This window comes from Nonomuraea sp. NPDC050022 (assembly GCF_044460705.1).
Lineage (GTDB): Bacteria > Actinomycetota > Actinomycetes > Streptosporangiales > Streptosporangiaceae > Nonomuraea.
This window is the reverse complement of sequence record NZ_JBITKE010000006.1, coordinates 505,143-530,448: the sequence shown is the minus strand read 5'-3', so window position 1 is coordinate 530,448 and position 25,306 is coordinate 505,143. Positions and strand designations below refer to the sequence as shown.

Annotated in this window: 24 protein-coding genes; 12 read left to right on the top strand and 12 right to left on the bottom strand. The window is 70.1% G+C overall.

Translation table 11 applies throughout. The features are described 5' to 3' along the window. Positions 1–8: 8 nt before the first annotated feature. Positions 9–2,477, bottom strand: coding sequence for a glycoside hydrolase family 3 C-terminal domain-containing protein (locus ACIBO2_RS28235; RefSeq protein WP_358553614.1), 2,469 nt, complete (start codon positions 2,475–2,477; stop codon positions 9–11). A gap of 152 nt (positions 2,478–2,629) precedes the next feature. Here ACIBO2_RS28235 and ACIBO2_RS28230 point away from each other — a divergent pair, with 152 nt between their 5' ends. Further along, positions 2,630–4,108 carry an MFS transporter gene (locus ACIBO2_RS28230; protein ID WP_358553612.1) on the top strand — a complete coding sequence of 493 codons (1,479 nt, stop codon included), beginning with the start codon at positions 2,630–2,632 and terminating at the stop codon, positions 4,106–4,108. Continuing rightward, positions 4,105–4,581: a MarR family transcriptional regulator gene (locus ACIBO2_RS28225; RefSeq protein WP_358553610.1), complete on the top strand. Its 477-nt coding sequence runs from the start codon at positions 4,105–4,107 to the stop codon at positions 4,579–4,581. The genes ACIBO2_RS28230 and ACIBO2_RS28225 overlap by 4 nt, the downstream gene beginning before the upstream one ends. Before the next feature lie 66 nt (positions 4,582–4,647). On the opposite strand, the gene ACIBO2_RS28220 is transcribed toward ACIBO2_RS28225, so the two are convergent. The 4 genes from ACIBO2_RS28220 to ACIBO2_RS28205 all read right to left on the bottom strand — a co-directional run bounded on the left by ACIBO2_RS28220 (position 4,648) and on the right by ACIBO2_RS28205 (position 9,150). After that, positions 4,648–6,198, bottom strand: coding sequence for a M4 family metallopeptidase (locus ACIBO2_RS28220; RefSeq protein WP_358553608.1), 1,551 nt, complete (start codon positions 6,196–6,198; stop codon positions 4,648–4,650). A 136-nt stretch (positions 6,199–6,334) separates the two neighbouring features. Continuing rightward, positions 6,335–6,799, bottom strand: coding sequence for a hypothetical protein (locus ACIBO2_RS28215; RefSeq protein ID WP_358553606.1), 465 nt, complete (start codon positions 6,797–6,799; stop codon positions 6,335–6,337). Positions 6,800–6,840: 41 nt separating this feature from the next. Next, the gene (locus ACIBO2_RS28210; protein ID WP_358553604.1) at positions 6,841–8,010 is read right to left on the bottom strand and encodes an MFS transporter; all 1,170 of its coding nucleotides are present in this window, start codon (positions 8,008–8,010) and stop codon (positions 6,841–6,843) included. 156 nt (positions 8,011–8,166) lie between these two features. Continuing rightward, the gene (locus tag ACIBO2_RS28205; RefSeq protein WP_358553602.1) at positions 8,167–9,150 is read right to left on the bottom strand and encodes a LacI family DNA-binding transcriptional regulator; all 984 of its coding nucleotides are present in this window, start codon (positions 9,148–9,150) and stop codon (positions 8,167–8,169) included. Between the two features lie 157 nt (positions 9,151–9,307). Between ACIBO2_RS28205 and ACIBO2_RS28200 the strand changes: the two genes are divergently transcribed. The 5 genes from ACIBO2_RS28200 to ACIBO2_RS28180 all read left to right on the top strand — a co-directional run bounded on the left by ACIBO2_RS28200 (position 9,308) and on the right by ACIBO2_RS28180 (position 13,722). Beyond that, positions 9,308–10,117: an NAD(P)H-binding protein gene (locus ACIBO2_RS28200; RefSeq protein WP_358553600.1), complete on the top strand. Its 810-nt coding sequence runs from the start codon at positions 9,308–9,310 to the stop codon at positions 10,115–10,117. A gap of 95 nt (positions 10,118–10,212) precedes the next feature. Beyond that, positions 10,213–10,587: a TIGR03618 family F420-dependent PPOX class oxidoreductase gene (locus ACIBO2_RS28195; RefSeq protein WP_358553598.1), complete on the top strand. Its 375-nt coding sequence runs from the start codon at positions 10,213–10,215 to the stop codon at positions 10,585–10,587. Between the two features lie 10 nt (positions 10,588–10,597). Next, positions 10,598–11,458: a haloalkane dehalogenase gene (locus ACIBO2_RS28190; RefSeq protein WP_358553596.1), complete on the top strand. Its 861-nt coding sequence runs from the start codon at positions 10,598–10,600 to the stop codon at positions 11,456–11,458. A 149-nt stretch (positions 11,459–11,607) separates the two neighbouring features. After that, positions 11,608–12,489 carry a VOC family protein gene (locus tag ACIBO2_RS28185; protein WP_397300581.1) on the top strand — a complete coding sequence of 294 codons (882 nt, stop codon included), beginning with the start codon at positions 11,608–11,610 and terminating at the stop codon, positions 12,487–12,489. A 78-nt stretch (positions 12,490–12,567) separates the two neighbouring features. Next, the gene (locus tag ACIBO2_RS28180) at positions 12,568–13,722 is read left to right on the top strand and encodes a carboxylesterase family protein (RefSeq protein ID WP_397300579.1); all 1,155 of its coding nucleotides are present in this window, start codon (positions 12,568–12,570) and stop codon (positions 13,720–13,722) included. On the opposite strand, the gene ACIBO2_RS28175 is transcribed toward ACIBO2_RS28180, so the two are convergent. Further along, entirely contained in the window at positions 13,655–14,683 is a 1,029-nt protein-coding gene (locus ACIBO2_RS28175) for an AsnC family transcriptional regulator (RefSeq protein ID WP_358553590.1), read from the bottom strand. The two genes, ACIBO2_RS28180 and ACIBO2_RS28175, sit on opposite strands and share 68 nt — an antisense overlap. Positions 14,684–14,724: 41 nt before the next feature. Continuing rightward, positions 14,725–15,042 carry a hypothetical protein gene (locus ACIBO2_RS28170; protein WP_358553588.1) on the bottom strand — a complete coding sequence of 106 codons (318 nt, stop codon included), beginning with the start codon at positions 15,040–15,042 and terminating at the stop codon, positions 14,725–14,727. 78 nt (positions 15,043–15,120) lie between these two features. On the opposite strand from ACIBO2_RS28170, the gene wrbA reads away from it, so the two are divergent. Then, positions 15,121–15,729, top strand: coding sequence for an NAD(P)H:quinone oxidoreductase (gene wrbA / locus ACIBO2_RS28165; protein WP_358553586.1), 609 nt, complete (start codon positions 15,121–15,123; stop codon positions 15,727–15,729). A gap of 366 nt (positions 15,730–16,095) precedes the next feature. Here wrbA and sigJ read toward each other — a convergent pair whose 3' ends face one another. Then, complete coding sequence (gene sigJ / locus ACIBO2_RS28160; RefSeq protein WP_358553584.1) at positions 16,096–17,046, bottom strand: RNA polymerase sigma factor SigJ; 951 nt, start codon at positions 17,044–17,046, stop codon at positions 16,096–16,098. Between the two features lie 50 nt (positions 17,047–17,096). Next, complete coding sequence (locus tag ACIBO2_RS28155; protein ID WP_358553582.1) at positions 17,097–17,831, bottom strand: DeoR/GlpR family DNA-binding transcription regulator; 735 nt, start codon at positions 17,829–17,831, stop codon at positions 17,097–17,099. Between the two features lie 268 nt (positions 17,832–18,099). Between ACIBO2_RS28155 and ACIBO2_RS28150 the strand changes: the two genes are divergently transcribed. Genes ACIBO2_RS28150 through ACIBO2_RS28140 form a run of 3 tightly spaced genes read left to right on the top strand, consistent with a single transcriptional unit; the run spans position 18,100 to position 21,130 of the window. Next, positions 18,100–19,404, top strand: a complete 1,305-nt coding sequence (locus tag ACIBO2_RS28150; RefSeq protein WP_358432439.1) for an extracellular solute-binding protein — start codon at positions 18,100–18,102, stop codon at positions 19,402–19,404. A gap of 2 nt (positions 19,405–19,406) precedes the next feature. Further along, positions 19,407–20,321, top strand: a complete 915-nt coding sequence (locus ACIBO2_RS28145) for a carbohydrate ABC transporter permease (protein ID WP_397300573.1) — start codon at positions 19,407–19,409, stop codon at positions 20,319–20,321. Beyond that, the gene (locus ACIBO2_RS28140; RefSeq protein ID WP_225294860.1) at positions 20,318–21,130 is read left to right on the top strand and encodes a carbohydrate ABC transporter permease; all 813 of its coding nucleotides are present in this window, start codon (positions 20,318–20,320) and stop codon (positions 21,128–21,130) included. Before ACIBO2_RS28145 ends, ACIBO2_RS28140 begins: the two co-directional genes overlap by 4 nt. Positions 21,131–21,137: 7 nt before the next feature. Here the strand turns inward: ACIBO2_RS28140 and ACIBO2_RS28135 are convergent, their stop codons facing one another. From ACIBO2_RS28135 to ACIBO2_RS28125, 3 genes are read right to left on the bottom strand one after another with little or no spacing between them, the layout of a single operon-like run. Beyond that, positions 21,138–22,322, bottom strand: a complete 1,185-nt coding sequence (locus tag ACIBO2_RS28135; RefSeq protein WP_397300824.1) for an amidohydrolase family protein — start codon at positions 22,320–22,322, stop codon at positions 21,138–21,140. A 59-nt stretch (positions 22,323–22,381) separates the two neighbouring features. After that, a complete protein-coding gene (locus ACIBO2_RS28130; RefSeq protein WP_358553576.1) occupies positions 22,382–22,837 on the bottom strand; it encodes a GAF domain-containing protein in 456 nt (151 codons plus the stop codon). Further along, positions 22,834–24,225 carry an MFS transporter gene (locus ACIBO2_RS28125; RefSeq protein WP_358553574.1) on the bottom strand — a complete coding sequence of 464 codons (1,392 nt, stop codon included), beginning with the start codon at positions 24,223–24,225 and terminating at the stop codon, positions 22,834–22,836. The genes ACIBO2_RS28130 and ACIBO2_RS28125 overlap by 4 nt, the downstream gene beginning before the upstream one ends. 145 nt (positions 24,226–24,370) lie before the next feature. Here ACIBO2_RS28125 and ACIBO2_RS28120 point away from each other — a divergent pair, with 145 nt between their 5' ends. Further along, complete coding sequence (locus ACIBO2_RS28120) at positions 24,371–25,300, top strand: MurR/RpiR family transcriptional regulator (RefSeq protein ID WP_358553572.1); 930 nt, start codon at positions 24,371–24,373, stop codon at positions 25,298–25,300. Positions 25,301–25,306 lie beyond the last annotated feature (6 nt).

The window sequence follows — 25,306 nt, the reverse complement described above, 5'->3', positions numbered from 1 at the left end:
GAAGCTCGCTATCCGAAGGTGAGGCCGGGAGCCTCGGAAAGCGCCTTCGGGTTCGAGGAGGAGCCGATCTCCAGCTGAAAGGTGCCCGGCTCGACGACCCAGCGGCCCGCCGCGACGTCCCAGTGTTCGAAGGCGCGCCGCCGGACGGTCACCGTCACCGCGACCTCCTCACCGGGGGCCGCGTCGACCGTGGCGAACCCGGCCAGCCAGCGCCGGGGACGCTCGACGGCGCTGCCGGGGCGGCTCGCGTACACCTGCACGACCTCACGCCCGGGCCTGTCACCGGCGTTGCGCACGCGAACGGTGACCTCGCCCGCCGCGCCATCATCGACGTGGCGGACCTCTGCGGCGCCGTATTCCCAGGTCGTGTAGCCGAGGCCGTGGCCGAAGGGGTACAGGGCCTCGATCTGGCCGCGGTAACCGATCGCCGGCCCCTCCTCGTAGGCGAGCACGCCGTCGACCGGTTGCGTGGCGGAGTGGTCGCCCTCGTGGAGGGGCCATGAGGTGGGCAGCCGCCCGCCGGGCTCCACCCGGCCGAGCAGCACGTCGGCCAGCGCGTTGCCGTACTCCTGCCCGGGGAACCACGTGAGCAGGACCCCGGCGACCTCCTCGTGCCAGGGCAGCAGGACGGGGGCGCCGGAGTTGACCACGACGATCGTGCGCGGGTTGGCGGCGGCGACGCGGCGGACGAGTTCGTCCTGCCGCCCCGGCAGCGCGAGGCTCGTCCGATCGAACCCCTCGCTCTCGACCTCCTCGTTGGTGCCCACGACCACCACGGCGACGTCGGCGGCGCGGGCCAGCGCGACGGCCCGCTCGATCTCCTCCTCGTCCGTGCCGTGCGGCGTCTGCAGGTTGAGCTGGAGCGCGGGGCCGGGCAGCCCGCCTTCCGTACGCTCGCGATCATGTACCAGCGTGACCTCGACGCTCTCGCCCGCCGCGAGCCGGACGGGGTGGGTCCGCTGCGGCGGCGTCAGCATGGCCTCGACCATGTCCGCGCCCGGCGGCAGCGTGAGCACGGCGTCGTAGGCCTCCTCCCCCGCGACGAGGAGCCGGTGCCGGCCGAGGCCGGCGGAGCCGATCAGGTACGTACCCGCCTCCGTGGCCCTGATCAGGGCACGGACCTCGATCGCGGCGAGCCGCTCCGGCACGACCCCCTCCGGGTAGGAGCCCATCACCCAGTTGAACGCGCCCCCATCGCGCCGCTCCACCGCGAGCACGGAACCGTCCCCGTCGAGGTATCTCACCTCAGCACCGTGATCCGTACCGTCGGGCAGGCAGAGCCAGGGGGCCCGCGCGATCGGCGTGCGGGTGTGCGCGACGACGCCGATGGCGTGCGTCACCTCGACACCGTCGCCTACCGCCGCCCGCAGGCCGTCCAGCGGGGAGACCGTGTAAGGCGGGAACACGGTGGCGCTCCCACCGCCCAGGGTCCTGGCGACCTCCGCGTTGGGCCCCAGGACGGCGATCCCGCGCAGCTCGGCGGGGGCGAGCGGCAGCGCCCCACCCTCGTTACGAACCAGCACGAACCCGGCGGCCGCCGCAGCACGCACCTCCGCCGCGACCCGCTCCTCCGTGTACGCCGCGCCGGCAGCGGTGCCGGCGGTGTCGGCGGTGTCGGCGGTGTCGTTGTCCAGGGCGCCGACCCGGGCGGCCAGGTGGAGGATGCGCAGCACCTTCTCGTCGACGGCCGACTCCGGAACCGTGCCCGCCCGTACCGCCGCCACCAGCGCCTCGCCCCACGGGCCCGACGGCCCGGGCATCACCAGGTCGAGCGCCGCGTTGCCGGCCGCCGCCGTCGAACGGGTGGCGAACCAGTCGGACATCACGACTCCGTCGAACCCCCACTCGTCCCGCAGGACGTCCTGCAGCAGCGGGTTCTCGGTCATGGTCGCGCCGTTCACGCCGTTGTAGGCGGCCATCACCGCCCACACCTCGCCCTCCCGGACGATGGCCTCGAAGGGCGCCAGGTAGAGCTCGCGCAGCGTCCGCTCGTCCACCCGGGCGTCGAGGGTCATCCGCTGGGTCTCGGAGTCGTTGGCGACGAAGTGCTTGACCGTCGCGCCCACTCCCCCGCCCTGCACGCCCCGTACGTACGCGACGCCGATCCTGGCCGTCAGCAGCGGGTCCTCGCTGAAGCACTCGAAGTGGCGCCCGCCGTACGGGGACCTGTGCAGGTTGACCGTGGGGGCGAGCAGGACGTCCACCCCCTTGCGCCGCGACTCGGCGGCCAGCAGTCGGCCGATCGCCTCGACGCGGGTCTCGTCCCAGGTGGCGGCGAGGGCGGTGGGCGAGGGCACGTTCACGGAGGTGTCGCGCTCGTCCCAGATCTCGCCGCGGACACCGGCCGGGCCGTCCGAGACGACCAGCCGGCGCAGGCCGACGGCCGGTTCGGGGTGAAGCGACCAGAAGTCGGCGCCGGTGAGCAGCCTCACCTTCCGCTCCAGGGGTAGGGCGGCGACAAGGCTTTCCAGCTTCATGAGGGGGTCCCTGAGGTCGGGGGTGACGGCGTGGGGGTACGTCTTTCACTCCCATTACTGATACGTAGAAGTGAGACGTATCCGTAAACGTAGCCGCAGCCCCGAGAGGAGCACAAGAGTCCGGCATTTGGTTACATGGGTATAATTGTTATATGCCAGCAACTAACGAGCCCGTCGCCACCCTCCAGGAGACCGGGCCACCCGGCCCGGACCGCCGGCGGCGGCTGCTCATCCTCGCGATCTGCTGTCTGAGCCTGTTCATCGTGGGCCTGGACAATACGATCGTGAACGTCGCGCTGCCCGCCATCCAGCGTGACCTGCACGCCTCCGTCTCCGGCCTGCAGTGGATCATCGTCGCCTACACGGTCGTCCTGGCCGGCCTGCTCATGCTCTCCGGCTCGACCGCGGACCGGTTCGGGCGACGCCGCACCTTCCAGACCGGCCTGGCGCTGTTCACGCTGGGCTCCCTGCTGTGCTCGCTCGCGCCGAGCCTCGGCTGGCTGGTCGCCGCGCGAGCGCTGCAGGCGGTCGGCGGCTCCATGCTCAACCCGGTCGCCATGTCGATCATCACGAACACGTTCACCGATCCGCGGGAGCGGGCGCGCGCCATCGGCGTGTGGGGTGGCGTGGTCGGGATCAGCATGGCCCTGGGGCCCGTGATCGGCGGGGCGCTGGTGGATTGGGGCACCTGGCAGACGATCTTCTGGATCAACATTCCCGTGGGGCTGGCCGCGCTCGTCCTGTGCGCCTTGTTCGTGCCCGAATCGCGAGCCCCGCGGGCCCGCCCGATGGATCCCGTCGGGCAGCTCCTGGTCATCGTGCTCCTGGCCGGGCTGACCTACGGTGTCATCGAGGCGCCGTCCGCCGGGTGGGGCTCGGGGCAGACCATCGCCTTCTGCGGGGCGGCCGCGCTGGCACTGGCGCTGCTCATCCCGTACGAGCTGCGCCGGGCGCAACCACTGATCAACCCGAGGTTCTTCCGCAGCGTCCCCTTCGCGGGGGCGACGGTCATCGCGATCTGCGCGTTCGCCTCGCTCGGCGGGTTCCTCTTCCTCAACACCCTCTACCTGCAGGACGTCCTCGGCTACTCGGCGCTGCACGCGGGCCTGCTGACCCTGCCGATGGCCGGGCTGACGGTGGTGTGCGCGCCGCTGTCCGGGCGGATCGTCGGCGGCGCCGGGCCGCGCGTGCCGCTGATCGTCGCCGGCGGCGCCATGTCCGTGAGCGCGCTGATCCTGACCGGGCTCACCGCCGACACCCCGACGTGGCAGCTCATAGCCTCGTACGTGGTCTTCGGGCTCGGCTTCGGCATGGTCAACGCCCCGATCACGAACACCGCCGTCTCCGGCATGCCGAGCGCCCAGGCCGGGGTCGCCGCCGCCGTGGCCTCCACCAGCCGCCAGATCGGCCAGGCACTCGGCGTCGCGGTGCTCGGATCATTGGTCGCCGCCGCCGTTCAGGGGCCATGGCGTACGGGTTTCCCGCAGGCCAGCCACATCGGCTGGTGGATCTGCACGGCATCCGGCGCGGTCGTGCTGGTGCTCGGTATCCTCACCACGAGCCGCTGGGCCAGGCGCACCGCCGAGCACACGACGGAGCGGCTGACCCACAGGATGGCGGGCACCGTATGAGCGACGCGACGAACGACGGCGGGATCGGCGAGGCCGCGCAGGACGCCGTCGCCCGTTCCTGGGCGGCCATGTGCTTCCTCGTCCTGAAGCAGGAAAACCGCCGCAAGGAGGTCGCCGACACGCTCGGCATGAGCTTCTTCCGGGCCAAGGCGCTACGCCGCCTGCTGGGCGGCCCGCTCACCATGCGCGAGCTGACCGCCCGCCTGGGCACGGAGAAGCCGTACACCACGCTGGTCGTGGACAACCTGGAGCAGGCGGGCTACGTCGAGCGCAGCGTGCATCCCGACGATCGCCGCTCCAAGCTCGTCACCCTCACCCCGGACGGCGTCGCCGCCGCCGAACAGGCCGAACGCATCCTGGCCCGGCCACCGCGCGCCCTGCTGGCGCTGGAGCCGGCGGAACTGGCCGCCCTCGACCGGATCATGGCCAAACTTCAGTCACCCGCCGAGGTGCCGAGCGAACAAGCGCCCTGAGACGGCCGGAAGCGCCCTGCTCGGCCGGATTGCGGACAATCCACGCCGAACAGGGCGCCATCGTGCTCAGGGACAGGTCGGCTCGCCGCTCTGCGCGGGTACGTTCACCCCGCTCCAGGCCGCCTTGACGACGTTGAACTCGACACAGCCGGTGAACAGCGTCTTGGCCGCCCGCAGCGTGGCCACGCGGGCCTTGGCGTGCGTCCACGGCGCCGTCTTCATGTTCAGGCCGGTCTGGAAGATCTGGCCCGCCTTGCGGGCGCCGACGCCGGTGATGGCCGCGCCGCCGTCACACCGGGTGCTGGCCGGCTTTCCGCTCGGGTTCGTGCCCTCGGCCAGCAGGTAGAACCAGTGGTTCTGCGGTCCGGCCGCCGCGTGCACCTCGGTGCTCGGGATGGAGGAGCTGTAGCAGTTCGGGTCGCCCTCCGCCGACGGGTTGTACATGTTCCTGATCTCGCCGCTGCCCACCAGGTTGACCTCCTCGCCGACCAGGTAGTCGGGCGGGTCGAGGCTGGCCGGCTCGTTGGCGTACGCCTCGGTCAGCGCGCCGAAGATGTCACCCGTCGACTCGTTCAGGCCGCCGGCCTCGTTGCCGCTGCCGCTGCTGCCGCCGGAGAACTGGAAGATGCCGTGGCCGAACTCGTGCCCGACGACGTCCATCGAGGTGGCCTGCCTGGTGCTCGCGGAGTTGCGGCCGAAGGAGGCGTACGACCCGTTCCAGAAGGCGTTGGCGTCGTTCAGCCCGACCCTCGCGGGGTAGCCGCGGCCCGAGCCGTTGATGCCGTTGCGACCGAGCCACTCGCTGAGCATGCTCCATTCGTGCTGGACCGCGAACAGCGCGTCGACGCAGGCCGTCTCCAGGTTCGTGCCGCTGCCGTTGCCCCAGCTGTCGGTCGTCTTGGTGTACACCGAGCCGTTCTGGCCACCGCACTGGACGCCGGTGCGCGTGGGGTCGACCATCCGGTACGACGGGGACGTGGCGATGGTGACCGGATTGCCGTTGTAGTAGCTGTTGCCGGTGCCGTCGACCACCTGGTCCCACTTGTCGATGACCTGGCCGTCACGCGCGTCCACGTACACGTGCATGATGCTCGACTGGTCGGCGGTGGCGGCCACGACCTCCCACGCCAGGCGTGGCGTGGACGTGGCGGCGTGCACCACGAGAGTCGGCGTGCTGATCGAGGTGGCCTTGGGCGCCACGTTGCGGGCCGTGTCCGCCGCCGCCTGCGCGGCGATCGTCGGCTTGGTGTCCAGGGCGATCTTCGCCTGCTGGCCGGTGTCGATCGTGCTGACGGCCTTGCCGGCCTTGTCGGTCGTGACGACTACCTCGCCGCCGTAGACGGGCAGGCCAGCGTAGGTACGCGTGTACGTGAGGTGCTGTATGCCGTTGACGCCGGCGATGCTCGACGACAGGGAGAAGGCGTCCTGGTCGGCGGCCAGAAGCTGCGTCCGGTTGGACGCGATGACGCTCTGCGCGGTCGCCACCGCGGTGCCGCGTTCCGAGGGTGAGGGTGGGTCGGCCGCCTGGGCGTTCGCGCTTGTGACGCCCGCCGGTGCGGTGATGGTCAGGGCTAACGCGAGTATGGCGGCAGCGCCCAACCTGAGCTTGGGGTTCACGCTCGTGGCTCCTCAGGGGGGTGGAGTGGACGAGCCCCGGCCGGCTGGGGTCGCACTCAGACTCGCATCGCGAGTGACCTAAGTGATACCTCCCAATTTGCCCATAACGCCGTGGTATGGGGCGCAGCGCGCGCGGTCAGGTGGCGTCATCCAGCTGTTCGGCCACCCGCTCCAGGCCGTCCTTGATGAGCCGCCCATAGTCGTCGTCGCCAAGCACTCCGATCCCGGCTCGGGCCTGCTGGAGGTGCTCACGGGCGCGAGCGAGATCGCCCAGCTTGCGATAGCACTCACTCAAGTTCAGGTGCAACGACGGATACAGGCCCGCCACCGGAAGCGCCACCCCGACCTGCGCCACCTGCTCATCGGTGACCCGATCGGCGGCGGCGAGCGCCCGCAGATCCCACATCAGCTCCTGGCGCACGTCGTCCTGCACATCGGCCATCGAGTGGGCGAGAACGCAGACATGCAGCGGATCGCCTTGCTCACCACCGATGTCATCCCAGATCTGCGCGAACAGCTCGCGAGCGGCGTCAGGCTGACCTCGGTGGTGATGTAACTCCACCCCCTGGCCGATCCGGGCCATCGTCGGGTCGGCGGTCATCAGCGTCTCCTTCACTGGTCGGCAAGCAGCGGCCAGCCTACTCAGTCGTCGTGGGCGATGTGCATGAGCTGCCGCCACAGCAGCACGACGAACACCGCCGAGCCGGCGAAGGCGAACCAGAAGGGCGCCGCGACACCGAAGCGGGTGGCCAGGACACCGCCGATCAACGTGCCGACCACCAGACCGGCGTAGACGCAGATGGTGTAGACGCTGCCCACCCGGCCCTGGAGTTCGTGCGGGACCGCGCGCTGGCGGACGGTGGTCGAGGTCGTGCCCCAGATGAAGGCGTGCGCGCCGAAGGCCAGGAAGATGGCTCCGGCTACCCACGGTGAATGGGTCAGGGCCAGGCCCAGGTGGGTGAGGGTCTCGATGATGAGTCCGATCCGCATCAGGGCGCCGAGACTCACTCTACGGGTGATGGTCCCGTACAGGCCGGTGCCGATCAGGCCGCCGATAGCGCCGACGGTGGTCATCAGGCCGAACCCCATCGCGCCCAGACCGAGCTGTTCCTGGGTGTAGAGGACGAGAACCGACCAGGCCGCGCCGAACGTGAAGTTGAAGATCAGGATGGTGAGCGCCAGCGTGCGGACCGGCGCGTGCCGCATGGTCCAGGTGAACCCGGCGATGAGTTCCCGTACGGTATCGGGCTTGGGGCCGTCGGCCTGTCGGCCGTGCGGCGGCAAGGTGATCCGCGAGACCAGGACGATCCCCGCCATCACCAGGAGCAGCTGGCTCGCGAATGGCCAGGTGAAGCCCAGGCCGAACAGCGCCGCGCCGATCGGCGGCCCGGCGAGCTGATTGAGCGTGATGAACCCCGTGCCCAGGCGGGCGTTGGCGATGACGAGATCGTCCTTGCCGACCATCATGGGCGTCAGCGTGGCCGTCGCGTTGTCGGCGAACACCTCGGCGATGGATCGGAGCGTGAGCGCCGCCAGTGCCGTCGCCACGGTCACGGTGCCGGTCACCAGGAGCGCGACCAGCACCGTTAGCACCATGACCCGTACCGCGTTCGCGACGAGCACGATCCTGCGCCGGTCGCGCCGATCCGACAGCACGCCCGCGTACAGGCCGAACAGCAACGGCGGCGCCCAGCCCACCAGGGCCGACAGCGAGATCAGCAGCGGGTCGCGAGTCAACGTCGCGATCAGCAGCGGGCCCGCGGCCGCCGCGACCCCGTCACCGAGATTCGTCAGCCAGCTCGAGGCCAGCAACCACCGAAACCCTGTCCCCAGCCGGGCAGGCAGGACCCTCTCCACCACAGTGACCACGAGCGCAAAACCATACGTTTCGCGGGGATTTACGGCAACGCGTTTTCGCGTCTACGCGCTACGACGCGAGGAGCCGGCCGCTCTCTCTCGGACCCCGAGTCAGGCGGACTCGCGGATCACCAGGCTCGCGGTCTCCGTCCGGGGGGACTGCGGGGAGCGCGCGCCGTCAGCCCGCAGGATCATCTCCGTCAGGTGCTCGGCCACCGTCTGAGTGTGCTGGTCGACCGTGGTCAGGGGCGGCACGGCGAAGGGCGCGAGCGGGATGTCGTCCACGCCGATCACCGCGAGGTCGCCGGGGGCGGCCAGGCCCGCCGCCCGCATCCCGGCCAACAGCGCGAACGCGGTCTCGTCGTTGTAGGCGCAGACGCCGTCGACGCCCGCCTCGTGCCAGCCGCGCGCCACCTCCGCGGCCGTGGCCGTGTCGAGCGGCACATCGCGTACGTCCGGCGGCTCCAGCCCCAGCTCGGCGCAGGCTTGGCGGACGCCGCCGAGACGCAGGTGGTAGAAGTCGCGGACGCGTGGATCGTCCGGCGCCGCGTAGCCGATGCGGCGGCGGCCGGTGGCGGCGATATGTCCGGCCTGAAGGCGGCCGATCTCGGTCTGCGGCAGCGTCAGGACGTTCTCGCCGCCGCCGTCGAGCCGGGTGCTGACCACCTTGATGCCGGCCGCCCGCAGGCTCGCCCGGTCTTCGGGGGAGATGGCGGTGAACGCGACGATGGCGGTCGGCTCCAGCTCGCGGGCGAGCGCCGTCACGGGCAGGCGGCGTTCGCGCCGGGTGATCGCGGTCAGGCCGTGTCGTTCGAGGTCGTCGGTGAGGTGCTCGACGAGCTGGGCGAGCGTGGCGCCGAGCGGCACGTCGGACAGCACGATCAGCACGAGGTCGCTGCGGCCCCGGCGCAGGGTGCGCGCGGCGGCGGAGGGGGCGTAGCCGAGTTTGTCGACCGCCGCGAAGATCCGGCTCCGGGTCTCCTCGGAGATCTTCTGGTGCGGCACGTTGTTGAGCACATAGCTGACCGTGGTCTGCGAGACCCCGGCTTCCCTGGCCACATCGATCGAGGTGATCCGGCGCTGCCTGGCTGCCATCCGACCCCTCCAGTACGGCTCCGGGCTGAATCGTAACAGTGGTGCCGACGGGGACCGTCCGGGCGTATCTGAGTCAGTTATCCAACTAACTATGGACAAGCACTCTGCGGACGCACTAGGGTTTTTCTCAGTCAGCCAACTAACTAAGGACTACATCATGATCGTTGTCACGGGCGCCACGGGTAACGTCGGACGCGAACTCGTCAGCGTCCTCGCCGCCGCGGGCGAGCAGGTCACGGCCGTGTCCCGCCAGTCCGCCCAGTTCGCCGAGGGTGTACGGCACATCCGGGCCGACCTGAACGACCCCACGAGCCTCCGCTCCGCGCTGGAAGGCGCCGACGCGCTCTTCCTCCTCGTGGCCGGAGACGACCCGCACGGGATCCTGAAGGAGGCCGCGGACGTCAAGCGGGTCGTCCTGCTCTCCTCGCAAGGAGCGGGCACCCGTCCCGAGGTCTACCGGCACCCGGCCCTGTTCGAGCAGGCGGTGCGCGAGTCGGGGCTGGACTTCACGATCCTGCGGCCCGGCGGCTTCGACTCCAACGCCTACGCCTGGGCCGAGTCCGTCCGGACGCGGCGCACCGCCGCCGCGCCCTTCGGGGACGTCGGGCTGCCGACCATCGACCCGGCCGACATCGCAGCGGTCGCGGCCGCGGTCCTGCGGGAGTCCGGGCACTCCGGCCGTACCTATGAGCTGACCGGACCCGCGCTGGTCACCCCGCGCGAGCGGGCGGCGGCGCTCGGCGCGGCGCTCGGCGAGCCGGTGCGGTTCGTGGAGCAGACCCGCGAGGAGGCACGCGCGCAGATGCTCCAGGTGATGCCCGAGCCCGTCGTCGAGGGCACGCTCGCCATCCTGGGCCAGCCGACCGCGGCCGAGCAGACCGTCAGCCCCGACGTCGAGCGCGTGCTCGGCCGCGCGCCGCGTACCTTCGCCGACTGGGCCGCGCGCAACCTCCCCGCCTTCCGATGAGCCCGACCCCCGGCCTTCCGAACCTACCGGCAGGTGCCACTCGCCTGCCGGCAGGCGCTCCTCACCTTCCGGGAGATACGGCTCGCCGCCTTCCGGTGGGCGTCGCGGGTTTCCTCGCCGAGCCGCACGTCGCCACCCTGACCACCCTGCGTCCCGACGGCTCGCCGCATGTGGTCGCGGTGCGCTTCACCTGGGACGAGGCGGCGGGGCTGGCCCGAGTCCTGACCGTCGGCAGCACCCGGAAAGCCAGAAACCTCGCCGGGCAGGGCGGCCGTGTGGCGCTCTGCCAGGCGGTGGGGTTCCGGTGGGTGACGCTCGAGGGCCTCGCCACTGTGCACGACGTACCCCATCGGGTGTCCGAGGGCGTCAGGCGCTATGCCGAGCGATACGGAGCCCCGCCACCCCATCCACCTGGCCGCGTGGTCATCGAGATCGCGGTCGATCGCATCACCCAACTCAACCTTGGCTAAGGACAGAATCATGGCTTTTCACCGCGTTCTCGACTCGACCCTGCACTACCGCGAGTCCGGCACCGGGGCGCCGATCGTCTTCCTGCACGGCAACCCGACCTCGTCCCACCTGTGGCGAGAGGTCATGCCGGCCGTGGGACCCGGTCGGCTCCTGGCCCCCGACCTGATCGGCATGGGTGAGTCGGGCAAACCCGATATCGACTACACCTTCGCCGATCACGCCCGTTACCTGGACGCCTGGTTCGACGCGCTGGACCTCCAGGACGTGGTGCTGGTCGGGCATGACTGGGGTGGCGCCCTGGCCTTCGACTGGGCCACGCGGCACCCGGGGCGGGTGCGCGGCATCGCGTTCACCGAGACCATCGTCAAGCCGATGACCTGGGAGGAGTTCCCCGAGGGCGGCCGCGAGCTGTTCCGGGCGATCAAGACCGAGGGCGTCGGCGAGGCGATGATCCTGGACGACAACGCCTTCCTCGAGCAGGGATTGCCGGGCACCGTCGCCACACCGATCTCCCAGGGAGACCTCGACGTCTACGGCAAGCCGTACCCGACACGCGAGAGCAGGCGGCCGCTCCTGCAGTGGCCGCGCGCGATGCCGCTGGGCGGCGAGCCCGCCGACGTCGTGGCCAGGGTCGAGGCGTACGACCGGTGGCTGGCGGCCAGTACGGACGTGCCCAAGCTGCTGCTCACGTTCGCACCCGGGCCGGGAGCGATGATGCACGAGGACATGATCGCGTGGTGCGCGGCCAACATGGCCGCCCTGGAGATCGAACACTCCGAGGAGGTCGCCGGCCACCACACCCCGGAGGACCACCCCGTCCTGATCGGCACGGCCATCTCGGCCTGGGCGGACCGGCACGGCCTCCGCTGACCAGAGCCACGGTCACCCGACGGCCTCTTCGCCGTCGGCAGGCGAGGGAGATGGAGTGTTTCTCTCATGGGAGAGCTTCTCGTGTCGAGATTCATCACATGAAGTCGGGTGACTGGGGTACGAGGCCAGATGGTGTGCAGTCTCGGCTCATGACAGACATTGACCGGATCGATCACTCGGTCCTGTACACCACGGACATGGACGCCACCGCCGCCACCTACGAGGCATTGGGCTTCACCCTGAGCCCGCTGTCGATGCACATGGGTTCCCATCGTCCCGGCGGCGAGCGCGAGCCCATGGGCGCCGGTAACCGGTGCGCCCTGTTCGGCGGCAACTACCTGGAACTACTCGGCCTGTTCGGCGACGGAGGCATCGATCCGTGGAACATCCGCTCGCTGATCGCTCAGTACGAGGGCCTGCACGGCAACTCGTTCGGCTGCGCCGACGCGGCCGTGACCGAAGAGCGGCTGCGCGCGGCCGGGCTTTCCTCCTCGGGTGTCCTGCCCCTGCAGCGCGAGGTGGAGACCCCGGACGGCACCGCGACGGCACGATTCCAGGCCATCCACCTGGAGAGGGCGCTCACGCCCGAGGGGCTGGTCCACGCCGCCTGCCATCTGACGCCCGAACTCATCCACCAGTCCCGCTACCTGCGCCACGCCAACGGAGCCACCCATCTGGAGAGCGTCCTGCTGGTGGTGGACGACAGTGACCTGGCCGCCACCGTGCAACGGTATGCCCGCATCCTGGATGTGACGCCGGTCGCCGACGGGCCGCGCCAGGTGCTGCGGCTCGCGCTCGGGCAGATGGAGATCGTCCCGGTCTCCGGCTTCGCCGAGGTGCTGCCCGGCGAGGGCGTTCCGGCCCTGCCGTACATGGCCGGACAGACGGTGGCGGTCGCCGATCTCGCCGCCGCCCGCACACTGGTGGAGGGCAACGGCTTCGCCACGCGGGACCTGCCGGGCGGCGGGTTCTTCGTCGGCGCGGCCCAGGCACGCGGCGCCGCGCTAGCCTTCCGCGAGGTGCGGTCATGAGCCTCACCGCCACGCTAGCCTTCCGTGAGGTGCCGTCATGAGCCTCACCGCCACGCTAGCCTTCCGTGAGGTGCGGCCATGATCCTCACCGGCGCGTTCGCCGGCATCCGGTACGGCAGGGCCGACCGGCTGTCGGCGCCACAGGCCGCACCGGACCTTGGTGACGTGCCTGAGGCTCTGCTGCCTGGGCGGGCCGCGCCGCAGCCGGCCTCCCGCCTGGCGCACGTCATGGGCCCCGGCAGCGGGCTCGAGCAGGACGAGGACTGCCTGTCGTTGAACGTCTGGGCTCCGGGCGGCAGCGGGCTTCCCGTCCTGGTGTGGCTGCATGGCGGCGGGTTCACCAGCGGCTCGGGCGGCGAGGCGTGGTACGACGGTGCGCTGCTGGCCCGGCGCGGCGAGATGGTGGTGATCACGGTCACCTATCGGCTGGGCGCTCTGGGATACCTGTACCGGCCCGGCGGTCAGGCCAACCTCGGCCTGCTCGACCAGATGCTGGCGCTGCGGTGGGTGCGGCGGAACGTCGCTCGCTTCGGCGGAGATCCGGACCGCGTGACGCTGGCCGGCCAGTCCGCCGGTGCGATGTCGGCGCTGGCCATGCTGCGCCATCCGGACTGCGGCGAGCTGTTTCAGCGGGTCATCCTGCAGAGTCTGCCCGCGGGTGTACGCCCCTACGACCTCGAACAGGCCACGTCCATCGCCGATCTCTTCCTCGAGGTGCTGGGCGCCGATGTCATGACGGCGCCGACCGCGTCGATCCTGGCCGCCCAGAGCGAGGTCGCCCGGCGCACCGCCAGGCCGGGTGAGGTCACTCCGCCCTTCCAACTGGTCGAGGACCCGGCGCTGACCGCCGCTCCCCGGGACATCCCCACATTGATCGGAACCACCCGGGATGAGGCCAGGGCGTTCTTCCCCGGCCCGGCGGAAGAGGAGACCGATCGGCTGTTCCGCCACGGCAGCCTGGAACTGGCGGCGGCCATGACCACCGCCCACGCCTACCAGTTCGACTGGTCTCCCGCCGGTAGCGCGCTCGGGGCCTGCCACTGCGTCGAGTTGCCGTTCGTGTTCGGCGGCCTGCGGGCGTGGCGACACGCGCCGATGCTGGCCGGGGCCGACCTGGCCGACCTGGAACGCCTGGTCAAGCAGGTCCAGCGGCCCTGGATCGCCTTCATCCACCGCGAGTCACCCGGCTGGCGTCGCTACGACCAGGGCTCGTTCGTGCATCACTTCGCATAGTCGCACCGACCCGTTTGCTGCTGCGGATGATCGGCGCGCTCTCCAACTGCCGGACGCCCGGCAGGGTGCCGATCCCGGTCTCCAGGTACTCGTAGAGAGCGGGCACATCCCGGCAGGCCGCGAATACCAGCAGGTTCGTCGTGCCGGTGGTCGCCGCCACGAAGGCGACCTCGGGGTGCCCGGCCACCGCCTCGGCCGTCTGCCGTAGCGCGGATGGCTCAACGGTCAGCCACAGCATCGCGATCGTGTCGTATCCCAGAAGCAACGGGTCGATGTCCACGTCGAAGAAGACCGCCCCGGCCCGGCGCAGGTACTCCAGCCTGCGCCGGGCCGTCATCTCCGAGGCCCCGATCGCCTTGGCCAGCTCGGCATATCCCGCCCGCCCGTCCTGGGCGAGCACCGCAAGCAGTTGCTCGTCCTCCTCGCCCGACACGACGGCCTTCCCGGACAAGTCGCCTGGTCCGGGTACCAGCGCCGCGATCTGCCCGGAGGTGAGCGCGTCGGCCCGTCCGTGCCACCCGGTCGGACCGCCGGCGAACACCCGCAACACGCAATGGGCACTGACCCCGGTGACCTGCGGCGTACGTGGCAGCTGTCCGAGGAGCAGAGCGTCTCGTCGCCGCCGATCCCGCGCCTGGACGACACAGACGATCTGCGTGCCGCCCGAGGTCAGGCTCACCCATGAGGTGTCGTCCCTGCGCGCCAGCGCATCGGCGATCGCCGTGGCAGCCTCCGGTAGAGCCTGGATCCGCAATACCCACTCCACCCAGCCCAGCCGCTGCGCCACCGGCTGCCCCACCACCCGCAACGCACCGGCCGAACGGAGCCGCCGATACCGTCGGGCCACCGTCTGATCCGACACCTCCAGCACGGCCGCGATCTGCCTGAACGCCGCACGTCCATCGACGTGCAGCGCGTGAACGATCGCTCGATCAAGCTCATCCAGGACAACTGGTTCCACCCAGACAGGCTAAATGTCCAGGCGATGCCGCTGCGGCCGCCTCAGGAGGCAGCCGCCAGAGCCGCGCGTGGTTCACGGTACGGCGTATTGGTCGTGCGCGGCATAAAGCTCAGTCCATTCCTCGTCAGTGCCGGTGTCGCGTCCAGCCATCGCTCGCCGTCGTACAGCGAGACCGTCCCCTCCAGGACGAAGAACGACTCGGAAAAGGTCCGGTGAAAGTGGGCGCCGGGACCGTTCGGGATCGCGGCCATGTCCCAGCGGTAGAGACCGAATTGGCCATCGGTGCTCGCACCGGCCGCCAGATAACCGACCCGGGATTTGACTCCGATCGTCAGGTCCGGCGGCGCGTCGGCTGTCACCTCACATCGCGCGAGGCTACGTCGTCCTATCCATGAACCGTCCTATCCATGAACCGAACCCGAAGGAGTGAACCGACCATGGAACCCGTCAAGGTCGCGATCATTTACTACAGCGCCACAGGCACCGTGCACGCTCTGGCGCAAGCCGTCGCCGAGGGCGCGGAGAAGGCCGGCGCCCACGTACGGCTGCGCAGGGTCGCCGAAACGGCCCCGCCGGAGGCGATCAGCGCCAATCCGCTCTGGGTCCAGCACCGCCAGGACACCGCCGACGTCACCGAGGCCGGCCACGACGATCTGGAGTGGGCCGACGCGGTGCTGTTCGGCACCCCCAGCCGCTTCGGCAACCCGGCCAGCCAGCTCAGGCAGTTCATCGACACCACCGGTCCCCTGTGGTTTCAGGGCAAGCTCGTGGACAAGGTGTACTCGGCTTTCACCGCTTCCAACACCGCCCACGGCGGTCAGGAATCCACCCTCCTGGCGCTGGGGAACACCTTCTATCACTGGGGCGGCATCATCGTGCCCCCCGGCTACGCCGACCCCATCCAGTTCCAGTCGGGCAATCCCTATGGCACCTCCCATGTGGGCGGCGATGGCCCGCCCAGTGAGGTGATCTTGCAGGCGGCTCGCTTCCAGGCCCGCCGCGTCGTCGACACCGCGGCCTCACTCAAGGCCGGCCGCGCCGCCTGATCCGGCATGGGATTGATGAACGGAGGATGCGATGACTTCGAACGAGTCCGAGATTAGGGCGCTCTTGGAGAGTTGAGTCGATGCCTGCCAGACAAAGGACATTGACCGCCTCATGTCACATTACTCTTCTGACATTGTTTATTACGATGTCGTGCCGCCGCTCCAGTCCGCGGGATCCGATCAGGTCCGCGGCAACTTTGTGCGTTGGTTCGACGAATACGATGGCCTACGGACTGGAAACGCACGACCTTTCCATTGCGACGGGGGCGGATATCGCGTTCGCGCCGGGGTTCGAGCCGGCCTGACCGTTTGGCCGGAAGGGGGCGCCGCACTGGCTGCGGCGCCCCAGGACACGACAAGAACGCGTCAGCCTGTCGTCCAGGGCCGGAGCTTCTCAGGGTTCCGCACTCCCCACATGTGCTTGATCCGGTCACCCGCGACCTCGAACGCCATTACCGCCACGGTGACGTCGTCCAGCTGAAGCACCAGACCGGGCTGACCGTTGACCGTACGCTCCAGAAGCGTCAGACCGGGTGCCAGGTCGGCGATTTCGACGCAGTAGCGCGCCACCTGCTCGCTGCCCTCGATCGGGTGGAGCCTGGCGCTGACGAGGCCGCCGCCGTCGGCGATCGCCGTGGCGTCGGGGTCGAGCAGGCCGATGAGGGCGTCGATGTCCTTGGCTTCCCAGGCCTGCTTGAAGTCCCTGACGATGCCGGCCCGCTGGGCCGCCGGAGTCGAGGGAGTCTGCGCGGCGCCGATGCGGCGGCGGGCCGAAGTGGCCAGCTGGCGACAGGCCGCCGGGGTACGGCCGACGATCTCGGCCACCTCAGCGAAGGAGTAGCGGAAGACATCGTGCAGGACGAGCGCGACGCGCTCGGCCGGGGTCATCGACTCCAGCACGACCAGGAAGGCCATGGTGATCGACTCGTCGAGGGTGACACGGTCCACCGGGTCGGCCGACCGCCCGGTGATCCACTCCGTGGGGTCGGGCAGCGGCTCGGGGATCCATTCGCCCACGTAGCGTTCGCGCCTCGCGCGTGCCGAGCCGAGCAGGTCCAGGCAGATGCGGCTGGCGACCGTCGTCAGCCAGCCGCTGGGGGATTCGATGGCGTCCTGCTGCGGCTGGGTCATGGCGTACCAGCGGGCGTAGGTCTCCTGTACGACATCCTCGGCATCGGCCAAGGAGCCCAGGAGGCGGTAGGCGAGATTGATCAGCTTGCGCCGCTCGCTCATGATCGTGCTCAGGCCCGGATCGAGCCGGCCGCCTCCTGGCTCGGGTGGGGTGGTCATGGTGTCGCCGACTTTCCGTTGTCCCATGTGTTCTCCCCAGTACGACGAGACAACACCACGGAATGTGAGGCGGCGCGCTAGCCGGCGATCTCGACGTTGTGCCGCCGGTCGCGCAGTCGCTGGACGGCCTCGGCCGGCGCGCCCGCGTCCACCACGATGACGTCGAACTTCTCCAGCGGCGCCACCCGGTGCAGCGCCACCCGGTCGAGCTTGGTGTGGTCCACCGCGAGGACGCAGCGCGTCCCCGCGGCCACCATGGCCCGCTTCACCAGCACGATCTCCTGCTCCTGGTGGAAGGCGTGCCGGTCGGAGATGGCCGAGGTGGAGACGATCACCATGTCGGTGTTCATGGCCTGGACGGAGTCGACGCATCCGACGCCCAGGAACGAGTCGTGCGTCGGATGGTATTCGCCGCCCAGCGCCATGAGCCGGATGCCGGGCACGGGGGCGAGCAGCTTGATGGCCTCGAGGAAGTTCGTCACCACGGTCAGGGGGGCCACCTCGTTGAGATGGCGGGCGACGGCCAGCGCGGTCGTGGAGTCGTCGATCATGACCGAGCTGCCCGGCTCGATCAGCCCCACCACGTGACGGGCGACCGCCTCCTTCTCCTCGGTCTGGGCCGTCAGCCGGTAGGCGATGTTGCTCTCGAAGACGCTCGACGCCTGCGCGCTCGCGCCGCCGCGGTATTTGCGCACCATGCCCTGGAACTCGAGCTCGTCGAGGTCGCGGTGGACGGTCATCACGCTCACGCGGAACACCTCCGCGAGCTCGCTCACCGAGGCGGAGCCGTGCCGCATGAGATGCTCCGCCATCGCCTGGCGCCTGACGACTCCCCTGTCCGAGTGCTGACGTGATTTCACCCGCGCCCTCCCGGTCTAGATGACAGAACGATGACAGCGCGATGGCAGCTGTGATGACAGCGCATCGTAGCGCGGCGCGCACCCTTGACACCCCTGCGGAACGGCTCGTAGTCTCCTCGCACCTTCACAACTTCACACGTTTTAACGTTAGATGTAACTCATTAAAACGTTCGCATCCCTCGGGAGCCCCCCAATCCCGTCAGACCGAGGAGACAGTGCTATGACCGAGCTACGCGACGCCAGGCTGAGCCGCGTTCAGTTCTTCCGCATGATGGGCGGTCTCGCGGTCGCCGCCGCGGCGACCGCGTGTTCGACCAAGCCCCAGACCACCGGCTCCACCGGCCAGGGGCAGGCCTCCGCCGTCGAGCTGCGGTTCGTCGGCGTGGCCGACCAGAAGGCGCCGATGGACGAGCTGGTGGCGGCCTACAAGCAGGCCAAGCCGGGCGTCACCCTGGCCACCTCGTTCGCGCCGACCGACCAGGTGCAGACCTCGCTGCGTACGCAGCTCGGCGCGGGCAACGCGCCCGACGTGCACGTGGTCTACCCGGGCAGCGGCAGCGCAATGTCGATGGACCAGATCGCCGGGGCCGGACTGCTGGCCGACCTGTCCGACCAGTCGTGGACGCAGACGATCCCGACCGGTTTCAAGCCCGCCTTCCAGAAGGACGGCAAGACTTACATCTACTCGGCCGGTTCCTCGGTCATCGGCGCGATCTACAACAAGAAGGTGTTCCAGGAGGCGGGCGTGGACGCGCCGCCGACCACCTGGACGGAGTTCCTGGCGGTCTGCGACAAGCTGAAGAAGGCCGGCAAGACGCCGATCGCCCTGGGCGCGCAGACGCCGTGGGTCACCCAGCTCATCACCTACGCCCTCGTCCCCTCGACCGTGTACGCCAAGGACCCCACCTTCGACGACAAGCAGGCGGCGGGGCAGACCAGCTTCGCCAAGTCCGGCTGGCGCGAGGCGATGGAGATGTACCTGGAGCTGCAGAAGCGCGGCTTCTTCAACGACAAGCCGAACGGCACCACCTTCGAGCAGCAGATCTCGATGGTGGCCACCGGCAAGGCGGGCATGGCCATCCAGGTCTCCGCGGTGCTGCCGGACTTCCGCAAGTCGGCGGGCAGCCCCGACGACCTGTCGATGTTCCCGGTCCCCGGCGCGGACGTGGCGGACCAGGTGTGGATCCCGGCCGGCGTGGTGGTCGGCCTCGGTGCCGCGGCCAAGGGCAAGAACCTGGCCGAGGCCAAGGCGTTCATCGACTTCCTCGGCAAGCAGGAGAACATCAACCGCTGGGCCAAGGCGATCGCGGCCATCCCGCTCACCCAGGACGCCTCCTCCACCATCGACCCCGCCGTGCAGTCGTTCCTGCCCTTCACCAAGGACCGGGCCGTGCCGTTCATGGACCAGCGCTGGCCCAACGCCGAGGTGCAGCCGGTCCACTTCGCGGTGATCCAGGACCTGCTCGCCGGCAAGATCAAGATTGACGACGCGCTACGGAAGATGGACGAGGCCTACGCCAAATGACCATGACAGCGACGCCCGTCGGACGATCCGCCGCCGCGGCCGGCAAGCCGCGGCGGCGGTTCGCCGCGCTCTCGCCCTCGTGGCTGTTCGCGGCGCCCGCCCTGGTGGTGTACGCCGTCGTCGTGCTCTATCCCAGCCTGGCGGGCATGCTGTACGCCTTCACCGACTGGAGCGGCATCGGCGCGGACAAGTCCTTCGTCGGGCTGGCGAACTTCCAGACGCTCCTGCACGACGACCAGGCGATGGACTCGATCGGCAACACGCTGCTGCTGACCGTGGCGATCGTCGTCGTGCAGAACGCGGTGGGGCTGCTGCTCGCGCTCGGCGTGCACGCCAAGCTGAAGAGCCGGGCGTTGCTGCGGGTGATCTTCTTCGCGCCGGTCGTCGTCAGCCCCGTCATGGTGGCCTTCCTGTGGAAGTACATCTACAACCCCGACCCGTCCGCCGGGCTCAACGGGCTGCTCGGCCTCAAGATCGACTGGCTCGGCGACCCGTCGCTCGCGCTATGGTCGATCGCGGCCACGGTCGTGTGGCAGTACGCCGGCTACTCGATGGTCATCTTCCTGGCCGGGCTGGAGGGCGTGCCGAAGGAGCTGCACGAGGCGGCGATGATCGACGGCGCGAGCACCCTGCAACGCTTCCGGTACGTCACCTGGCCGCTGCTCGCCCCGGCTCTGACGATCAATCTGATGCTCTCCACGATCGGCGGTCTCAAGCTGTTCGACCAGGTCTTCGCGGCGACCAACGGCGGCCCCGGCTACGCCACCGAGACGCTGTCGACCGTGCTGTACAAGCAGGCGTTCGTGTTCGGCAAGTTCGGCTACAGCACCGCGATCGCCCTGGTGCTCGCGCTGTTCGTGGCCGCGGTGTCGCTCGTGCAGGTCTACTACCTGCGCGGCCGGGAGGTGGCCCAGTGAGGCGGACGTTCCTGCTGGAGCTCGTCATGATCGTGGTGGCGGTGGCGTTCCTCTTCCCGGTGTACGCGCTGATCACCCTGTCGCTGAAGGACCCGGCGCAGATCTCGCAGACGCCGCTGGCGCTGCCCGCCCCGCCCACGACGGACAACTTCACCAAGGCATGGTCGGCGGCCGCGCTCGGCCCGTCCCTGATGAACAGCACCGTGATCACCGCGGTCAGCCTGGTCGCGCTGATCGCCCTAGGCTCCTTCGCCGCCTACTATCTGGCCAGGGCCAAGAGCCACCTGGGCTACGGGCTGTACGTGCTGTTCCTGCTGGGCATCGTGCTGCCCTTCCAGCTCGGGATGATCCCGCTCTACCAACTGGTGACCGACCTGGGGCTGATCGGCACGCACGCGGGAATGATCCTGTTCTACACGGGGATCCAGTTGCCGTTCACGGTGTTCCTCTACACCGGGTTCATCCGCGCGCTGCCCCGCGAGTACGCCAGCGCCGCCCAGATCGACGGCGCCTCGCATCTGACCGCGTTCACCAGGGTCGTCTTCCCGCTGCTGCGGCCGATCACCGGCACGGTGCTGATCCTCAACGCCGTCTTCATCTGGAACGACTTCTTCACTCCCCTGCTCTACCTGGGCGGCTCGGGGTTCGAGACGGTGCCGGTGAGCGTCTTCGCCTTCGTCGGCCAGTACGTCTCCGACCACGGCCTCGTCTTCGCCGGGCTGGTGCTCGGGGCGCTGCCGATCGTGGTGATCTTCCTCCTCCTGCAGCGCTACGTGATCAAGGGCTTCTCCAGCGGGCTCAAGGGCTGAGGCAAGCTCACCCGGAGACCACCTGACCGCCCTGCACGACGTGGCGGATGTGCTTGGGCTCGGCGAGCACCCCGAGGTCCCGCAGGGGGTCGCCGTCGAGCACGAGCAGGTCCGCCCGCGCGCCCACCGCGAGCGTGCCGATCTCGCCGGCCAGCCCGACGAGGTCGGCCGCGTTGACCGTGGCGGCGCGCAGCACGTCGATCGGCTGCTGCACCTCGCCACGCAGCCGGAACTCGTGGTTCTGGTGCCGGTGCATGCCGCCCAGCAGGTCGCTGCCGTAGGCCAGCCGCACGCCCGCGCGGGCGGCGCGCTCCAGCGCCCGGAGCCCGGCGCCGAGCACCTCGTCGACCTTGCGCCAGCTGGACTCCGGCAGGCCGAAGGCCATGCCCTCCTCCTTGAGCGCCCAGTACGTCACGAGCGTGGGCACCAGGTAGGCGTCGTGCCGCAGGAACAGCTCCACGCTGTGGTCGTCGAGCAGGTTGCCGTGCTCGATCGAGCGCACCCCCGCCTCCAGGGCGCGGTTGACCGCGCGGGCCGTGTAGGCGTGCGCGGCGACATAGCGGTTGGCGGCCTCGGCCTCCTCGACGATCGCGCGCAGCTCGTCCATGGAGTACTGGGTCGAGTCGATGCGGTCGGTGGGCGAGGCGACACCGCCGGAGGCCATGACCTTGATGTGGTGGGCGCCCTTGCGCAGCTCGTCGCGCGCGGCGGTGCGCACGGCGTCCACCCCGTCGGCGACCCGGCCGAGACCGGCGCAGCAGGACTGGTCGACGCCCCCGTTCTGGCCCCGGCCGCGCTGGTCGCCGTGGCCGCCGGTCTGGCTCAGCCCCTTGCCGCAGAACAGCAGCCGCGGCCCGCGGATCAGGCCCTCCTCCTGGGCGTCGCACAGCCCGTAGTCGGCTCCCGAGGCGTCCCGGACCGTGGTGAAGCCGCGGTCGAGCATCTGCCCCATCAGGCGGGCGCTGTGCGCGGCGACGTAGGAGGGCGACATGGCGGGCAGCCCGCCCAGGTCGGCGGTCGCGGCGGTCACGTGCACGTGCGCGTCGATCAGCCCGGGTACGACCACACCGCCGGCCACGTCGATCACCCGCGTGCCCGCGGTGCCGACCAGTCCCGGGCCCGCCTCGACGATGCGGCCCTCCTCCAGGCGCAGGTCACCTTCGGCGTAGTCACCGGCGACCACGTCGAGCATGAGGGCGTTACGCAGCAGCAGACTCACTTCATACCTCTCAGATTCTCTCGGTTGCAGCCTCACTCGGCGGTTCCATGCACGGCGGCGCGCAGGGCGGGCACCGCGAGCGGCGCCAGGGACGCGGCCACGGCGACCGACTCCTCGTCGTAGCTGCCCTCGGCGTCCAGGATGTTCAGCACCCCGAGCACCTCGTCGCCGTCCATCACGGGCACGTTGACGATGGCCCCGCAGCCCAGGCTCTCGATCAGCTCGTGGTCGGCGAACACCTCCCGCACGGCGGCCCGGTCCGGGCCGAAGTACGGCTCCCCCGCCTCGATGCACCGGGCCAGCCAGCCCCGGGCCACCTCGCCGGTCTTTTCCCTGACGGTCTTCTCCCCGCCCACGGGATAGCGCTCGGGGTCGCTGCTGTGGACGCGCCGCAGCGCCTGCCGTTCGGGGATCCAGGCCAGGACCGTGAACAGCCGCACCCCCACTGACTCCCGGACTTTGTCCTCCACATCCCTCAGGTCGGTCATTTCGCCATCTCCCCCGCTGTGTCGGCGGGATCGCCCCGCTCGGTCAGGTCTTCGAGTGACCGTCCGGCCGTGGACAGGCCGAAGACGATCACGCAGATCACCCCGGCCACCAGCACGGCCGTGGTGAGGCCGAACACGCCGGCGAAGCCCAGGCTCGCGGCCGACAGGCCGATGATCGTGGGCGCGAGAATGCTGCCGACGCGGCCGAACGCGCTGGACAAGCCGGTGCCGGTGGCCCGGATCCAGGTCGGGAACACCTCGGGCGTGTAGGAGTAGACGCCCGCGTACGTCCCGTTGAGGAAGAAGGACAGCACCGCGCCCGCGATCGTGATGGCGACCGGCGAGTCCATCTGGGACAGCCAGAACGCGCTGATCGCCGAGCCCGCGAGGTAGAGCGCGATGGTGTTCTTGCGGTCCAGCCGCTCCGAGAGCCAGGCGGCGGAGAAGTAGCCGGGGATCTGCGCCAGATAGATGATGATCGAGAATTCGAAGCTCTTGGTCACCGTGATGCCGCGCCCCACGAGCAGGGTCGGGATCCAGGAGAAGAACCCGTAGTAGGAGAAGGTGATCACGAACCAGATCAGCCAGATGACGGCGGTCCGCTTGGCCATGGCCGGGCTCCACAGGAACCGCAGCGCGCTGATCAGGTTCACCTTCGGCGTCACGGTCGCGACCTGGGCGGTGGTGGCGGGCACGGGCGGGAGAACCTGCCCGGTGGCTCGCTCGACGCGGCGTTCGAGGTCGACGACCACCGCCTCGGCCTCCGCGTGGCGGCCCTGCTGGAGCAGGAAGCGCGGCGATTCGGGCAGCGAGCGCCGCCACCACAGCAGCATCACGATCGGCACCGCGGTGATCAGCTGCGCGACGCGCCAGCCGTCGTCCATCGTGGGGACCACGAAGCGGCCGATCAGCGCGGCCATGACGAAGCCGAAGGAGAAGAACCCGGCCAGCGCGCCGATGAACCAGCCGCGCCGCTTGGCCGGGACGAACTCCGACAGGAACGGCGCGATGATCGCGCTCTCGGCGCCGGCTCCCGCCCCGGCGAGGATCCTGGAGCCCAGGAATGCCTCGTAGTTGGGGGCGAACGCGGCGACCACGGAGAAGACCGCGTAGAACGCCAGCGCGTACATCATGACCTTCTTGCGGCCGATGCGGTCGCCGAGCAGGCCCGCGATGGCCGCTCCGAACAGGAACCCGAACGGGCTCGCGGACCCGATCAGCCCGAGCTGGCCGTCGTCGAGCCCCCATTCCGCGCGGGCGCTGGGCAGCAGGAAGGCGACCACGGCGGAGTCCATGCCGTCGAAGGTGTAGCCGAGTCCGCCTATGAGCAGAAGGAGATAGTGCGGACGGCTCAGTGGGAGCCGGTCCAGACGGGCCAACAAGGTCATGCCAACGCACCTTCCCAAGGTCACAGCCCTGTAGAACGATTGCCTGGCAACGTATAGTGCAAATAGCGGCAATTGCAATGTTCTTTGCGCATTGTCCATGTTGCGAACGCGTAGCATGGCTCCTCACCCCACGGGAGAGGATCAGTTGGCAGAGCACGTCACGGACAGCTTTCAGGACTGGCTGCGCGACCGGGTGCCCGAGCGCGGGCTGCGCCCCAAGGCGGCCGCGCTGCTGGAGGTGCTCCTCTCGCAGCCGCGCCGGGCCTCCTTCGGCGCGGCCGTCGAGCTGGCCCAGCTCGCGGGCGTGAACGTGGCGACCGTGACCCGCACCGCGCAGGCGCTCGGCTTCGCCGGATGGCCCGCGCTCCAGCAGGAGTTGCGTGCCCGCTACCTGTCCTCGCTCAGCGCGCCCCAGGTCGCGGCCGAGCACAGCGGCGCCGGCTCGCCCAGCTCCCGCTCACTCCGGCGCGACCTGGACAGCCTCGCGCTGCTCAACAGGCGCCTGGACGAAGGCGTGCTGCGTACCATCGCCGAGGCCGTCGCCGCCGCGGGCCGCACGGTGATCGTCGCGGACGGCAGCTACGCGGCGGTCGGCATGGCGCTCGCGCACAACGCCCGGCTGGCCGGCTACCCGGTCGCGGCTGTGACGAGCGGGGACGCCGAGCTGGCCAACTCCGTCGCTGCTATCGGCCCGGGTGACGTGCTGATCGCCATCAGCTTCTGGCGGCTGTACGAGAGCACCGTGCTGGCCGCCAACGAGGCGCGCGCCCGTGGCGTCCGCGTCTTCGCCTTGACGGACGCGGCCAGCCCCGCCCTGGCCAACGCCGCCGAGGAGGTGGTGATGGTCCCGGCCGAGGGGGTGGCGTTCTTCCCGTCGCTGACCGCGGGTATGGCCGTCGCGCAGGCGCTGGTCACGCAGCTGGCCACCGTGGACCCGGCCCGGACGGCCGCCTCGATCGAGACGGCCGAGGGCATGTGGTCGAAGTTCGGCCTCCTGCACCGACGCCCTGCACCACCCGCCCCCGTCGACCAGCACAACGACGAACCCGGCGACCAGCCTGGCGCGGGCCCGTAGCGGGCC

Coding starts and splice junctions, on each gene's coding strand:
- ACIBO2_RS28235 (WP_358553614.1), bottom strand. CDS start 2,477: ATGAAGCTGGAAAGCCTTGTCGCCGCCCTACCCCTGGAGCGGAAGGTG.
- ACIBO2_RS28230 (WP_358553612.1), top strand. CDS start 2,630: ATGCCAGCAACTAACGAGCCCGTCGCCACCCTCCAGGAGACCGGGCCA.
- ACIBO2_RS28225 (WP_358553610.1), top strand. CDS start 4,105: ATGAGCGACGCGACGAACGACGGCGGGATCGGCGAGGCCGCGCAGGAC.
- ACIBO2_RS28215 (WP_358553606.1), bottom strand. CDS start 6,799: ATGACCGCCGACCCGACGATGGCCCGGATCGGCCAGGGGGTGGAGTTA.
- ACIBO2_RS28205 (WP_358553602.1), bottom strand. CDS start 9,150: ATGGCAGCCAGGCAGCGCCGGATCACCTCGATCGATGTGGCCAGGGAA.
- ACIBO2_RS28200 (WP_358553600.1), top strand. CDS start 9,308: ATGATCGTTGTCACGGGCGCCACGGGTAACGTCGGACGCGAACTCGTC.
- ACIBO2_RS28190 (WP_358553596.1), top strand. CDS start 10,598: ATGGCTTTTCACCGCGTTCTCGACTCGACCCTGCACTACCGCGAGTCC.
- ACIBO2_RS28185 (WP_397300581.1), top strand. CDS start 11,608: ATGACAGACATTGACCGGATCGATCACTCGGTCCTGTACACCACGGAC.
- ACIBO2_RS28180 (WP_397300579.1), top strand. CDS start 12,568: ATGATCCTCACCGGCGCGTTCGCCGGCATCCGGTACGGCAGGGCCGAC.
- wrbA (WP_358553586.1), top strand. CDS start 15,121: ATGGAACCCGTCAAGGTCGCGATCATTTACTACAGCGCCACAGGCACC.
- sigJ (WP_358553584.1), bottom strand. CDS start 17,046: ATGGGACAACGGAAAGTCGGCGACACCATGACCACCCCACCCGAGCCA.
- ACIBO2_RS28155 (WP_358553582.1), bottom strand. CDS start 17,831: ATGGCGGAGCATCTCATGCGGCACGGCTCCGCCTCGGTGAGCGAGCTC.
- ACIBO2_RS28150 (WP_358432439.1), top strand. CDS start 18,100: ATGACCGAGCTACGCGACGCCAGGCTGAGCCGCGTTCAGTTCTTCCGC.
- ACIBO2_RS28145 (WP_397300573.1), top strand. CDS start 19,407: ATGACAGCGACGCCCGTCGGACGATCCGCCGCCGCGGCCGGCAAGCCG.
- ACIBO2_RS28135 (WP_397300824.1), bottom strand. CDS start 22,322: ATGCTCGACGTGGTCGCCGGTGACTACGCCGAAGGTGACCTGCGCCTG.
- ACIBO2_RS28130 (WP_358553576.1), bottom strand. CDS start 22,837: ATGACCGACCTGAGGGATGTGGAGGACAAAGTCCGGGAGTCAGTGGGG.
- ACIBO2_RS28125 (WP_358553574.1), bottom strand. CDS start 24,225: ATGACCTTGTTGGCCCGTCTGGACCGGCTCCCACTGAGCCGTCCGCAC.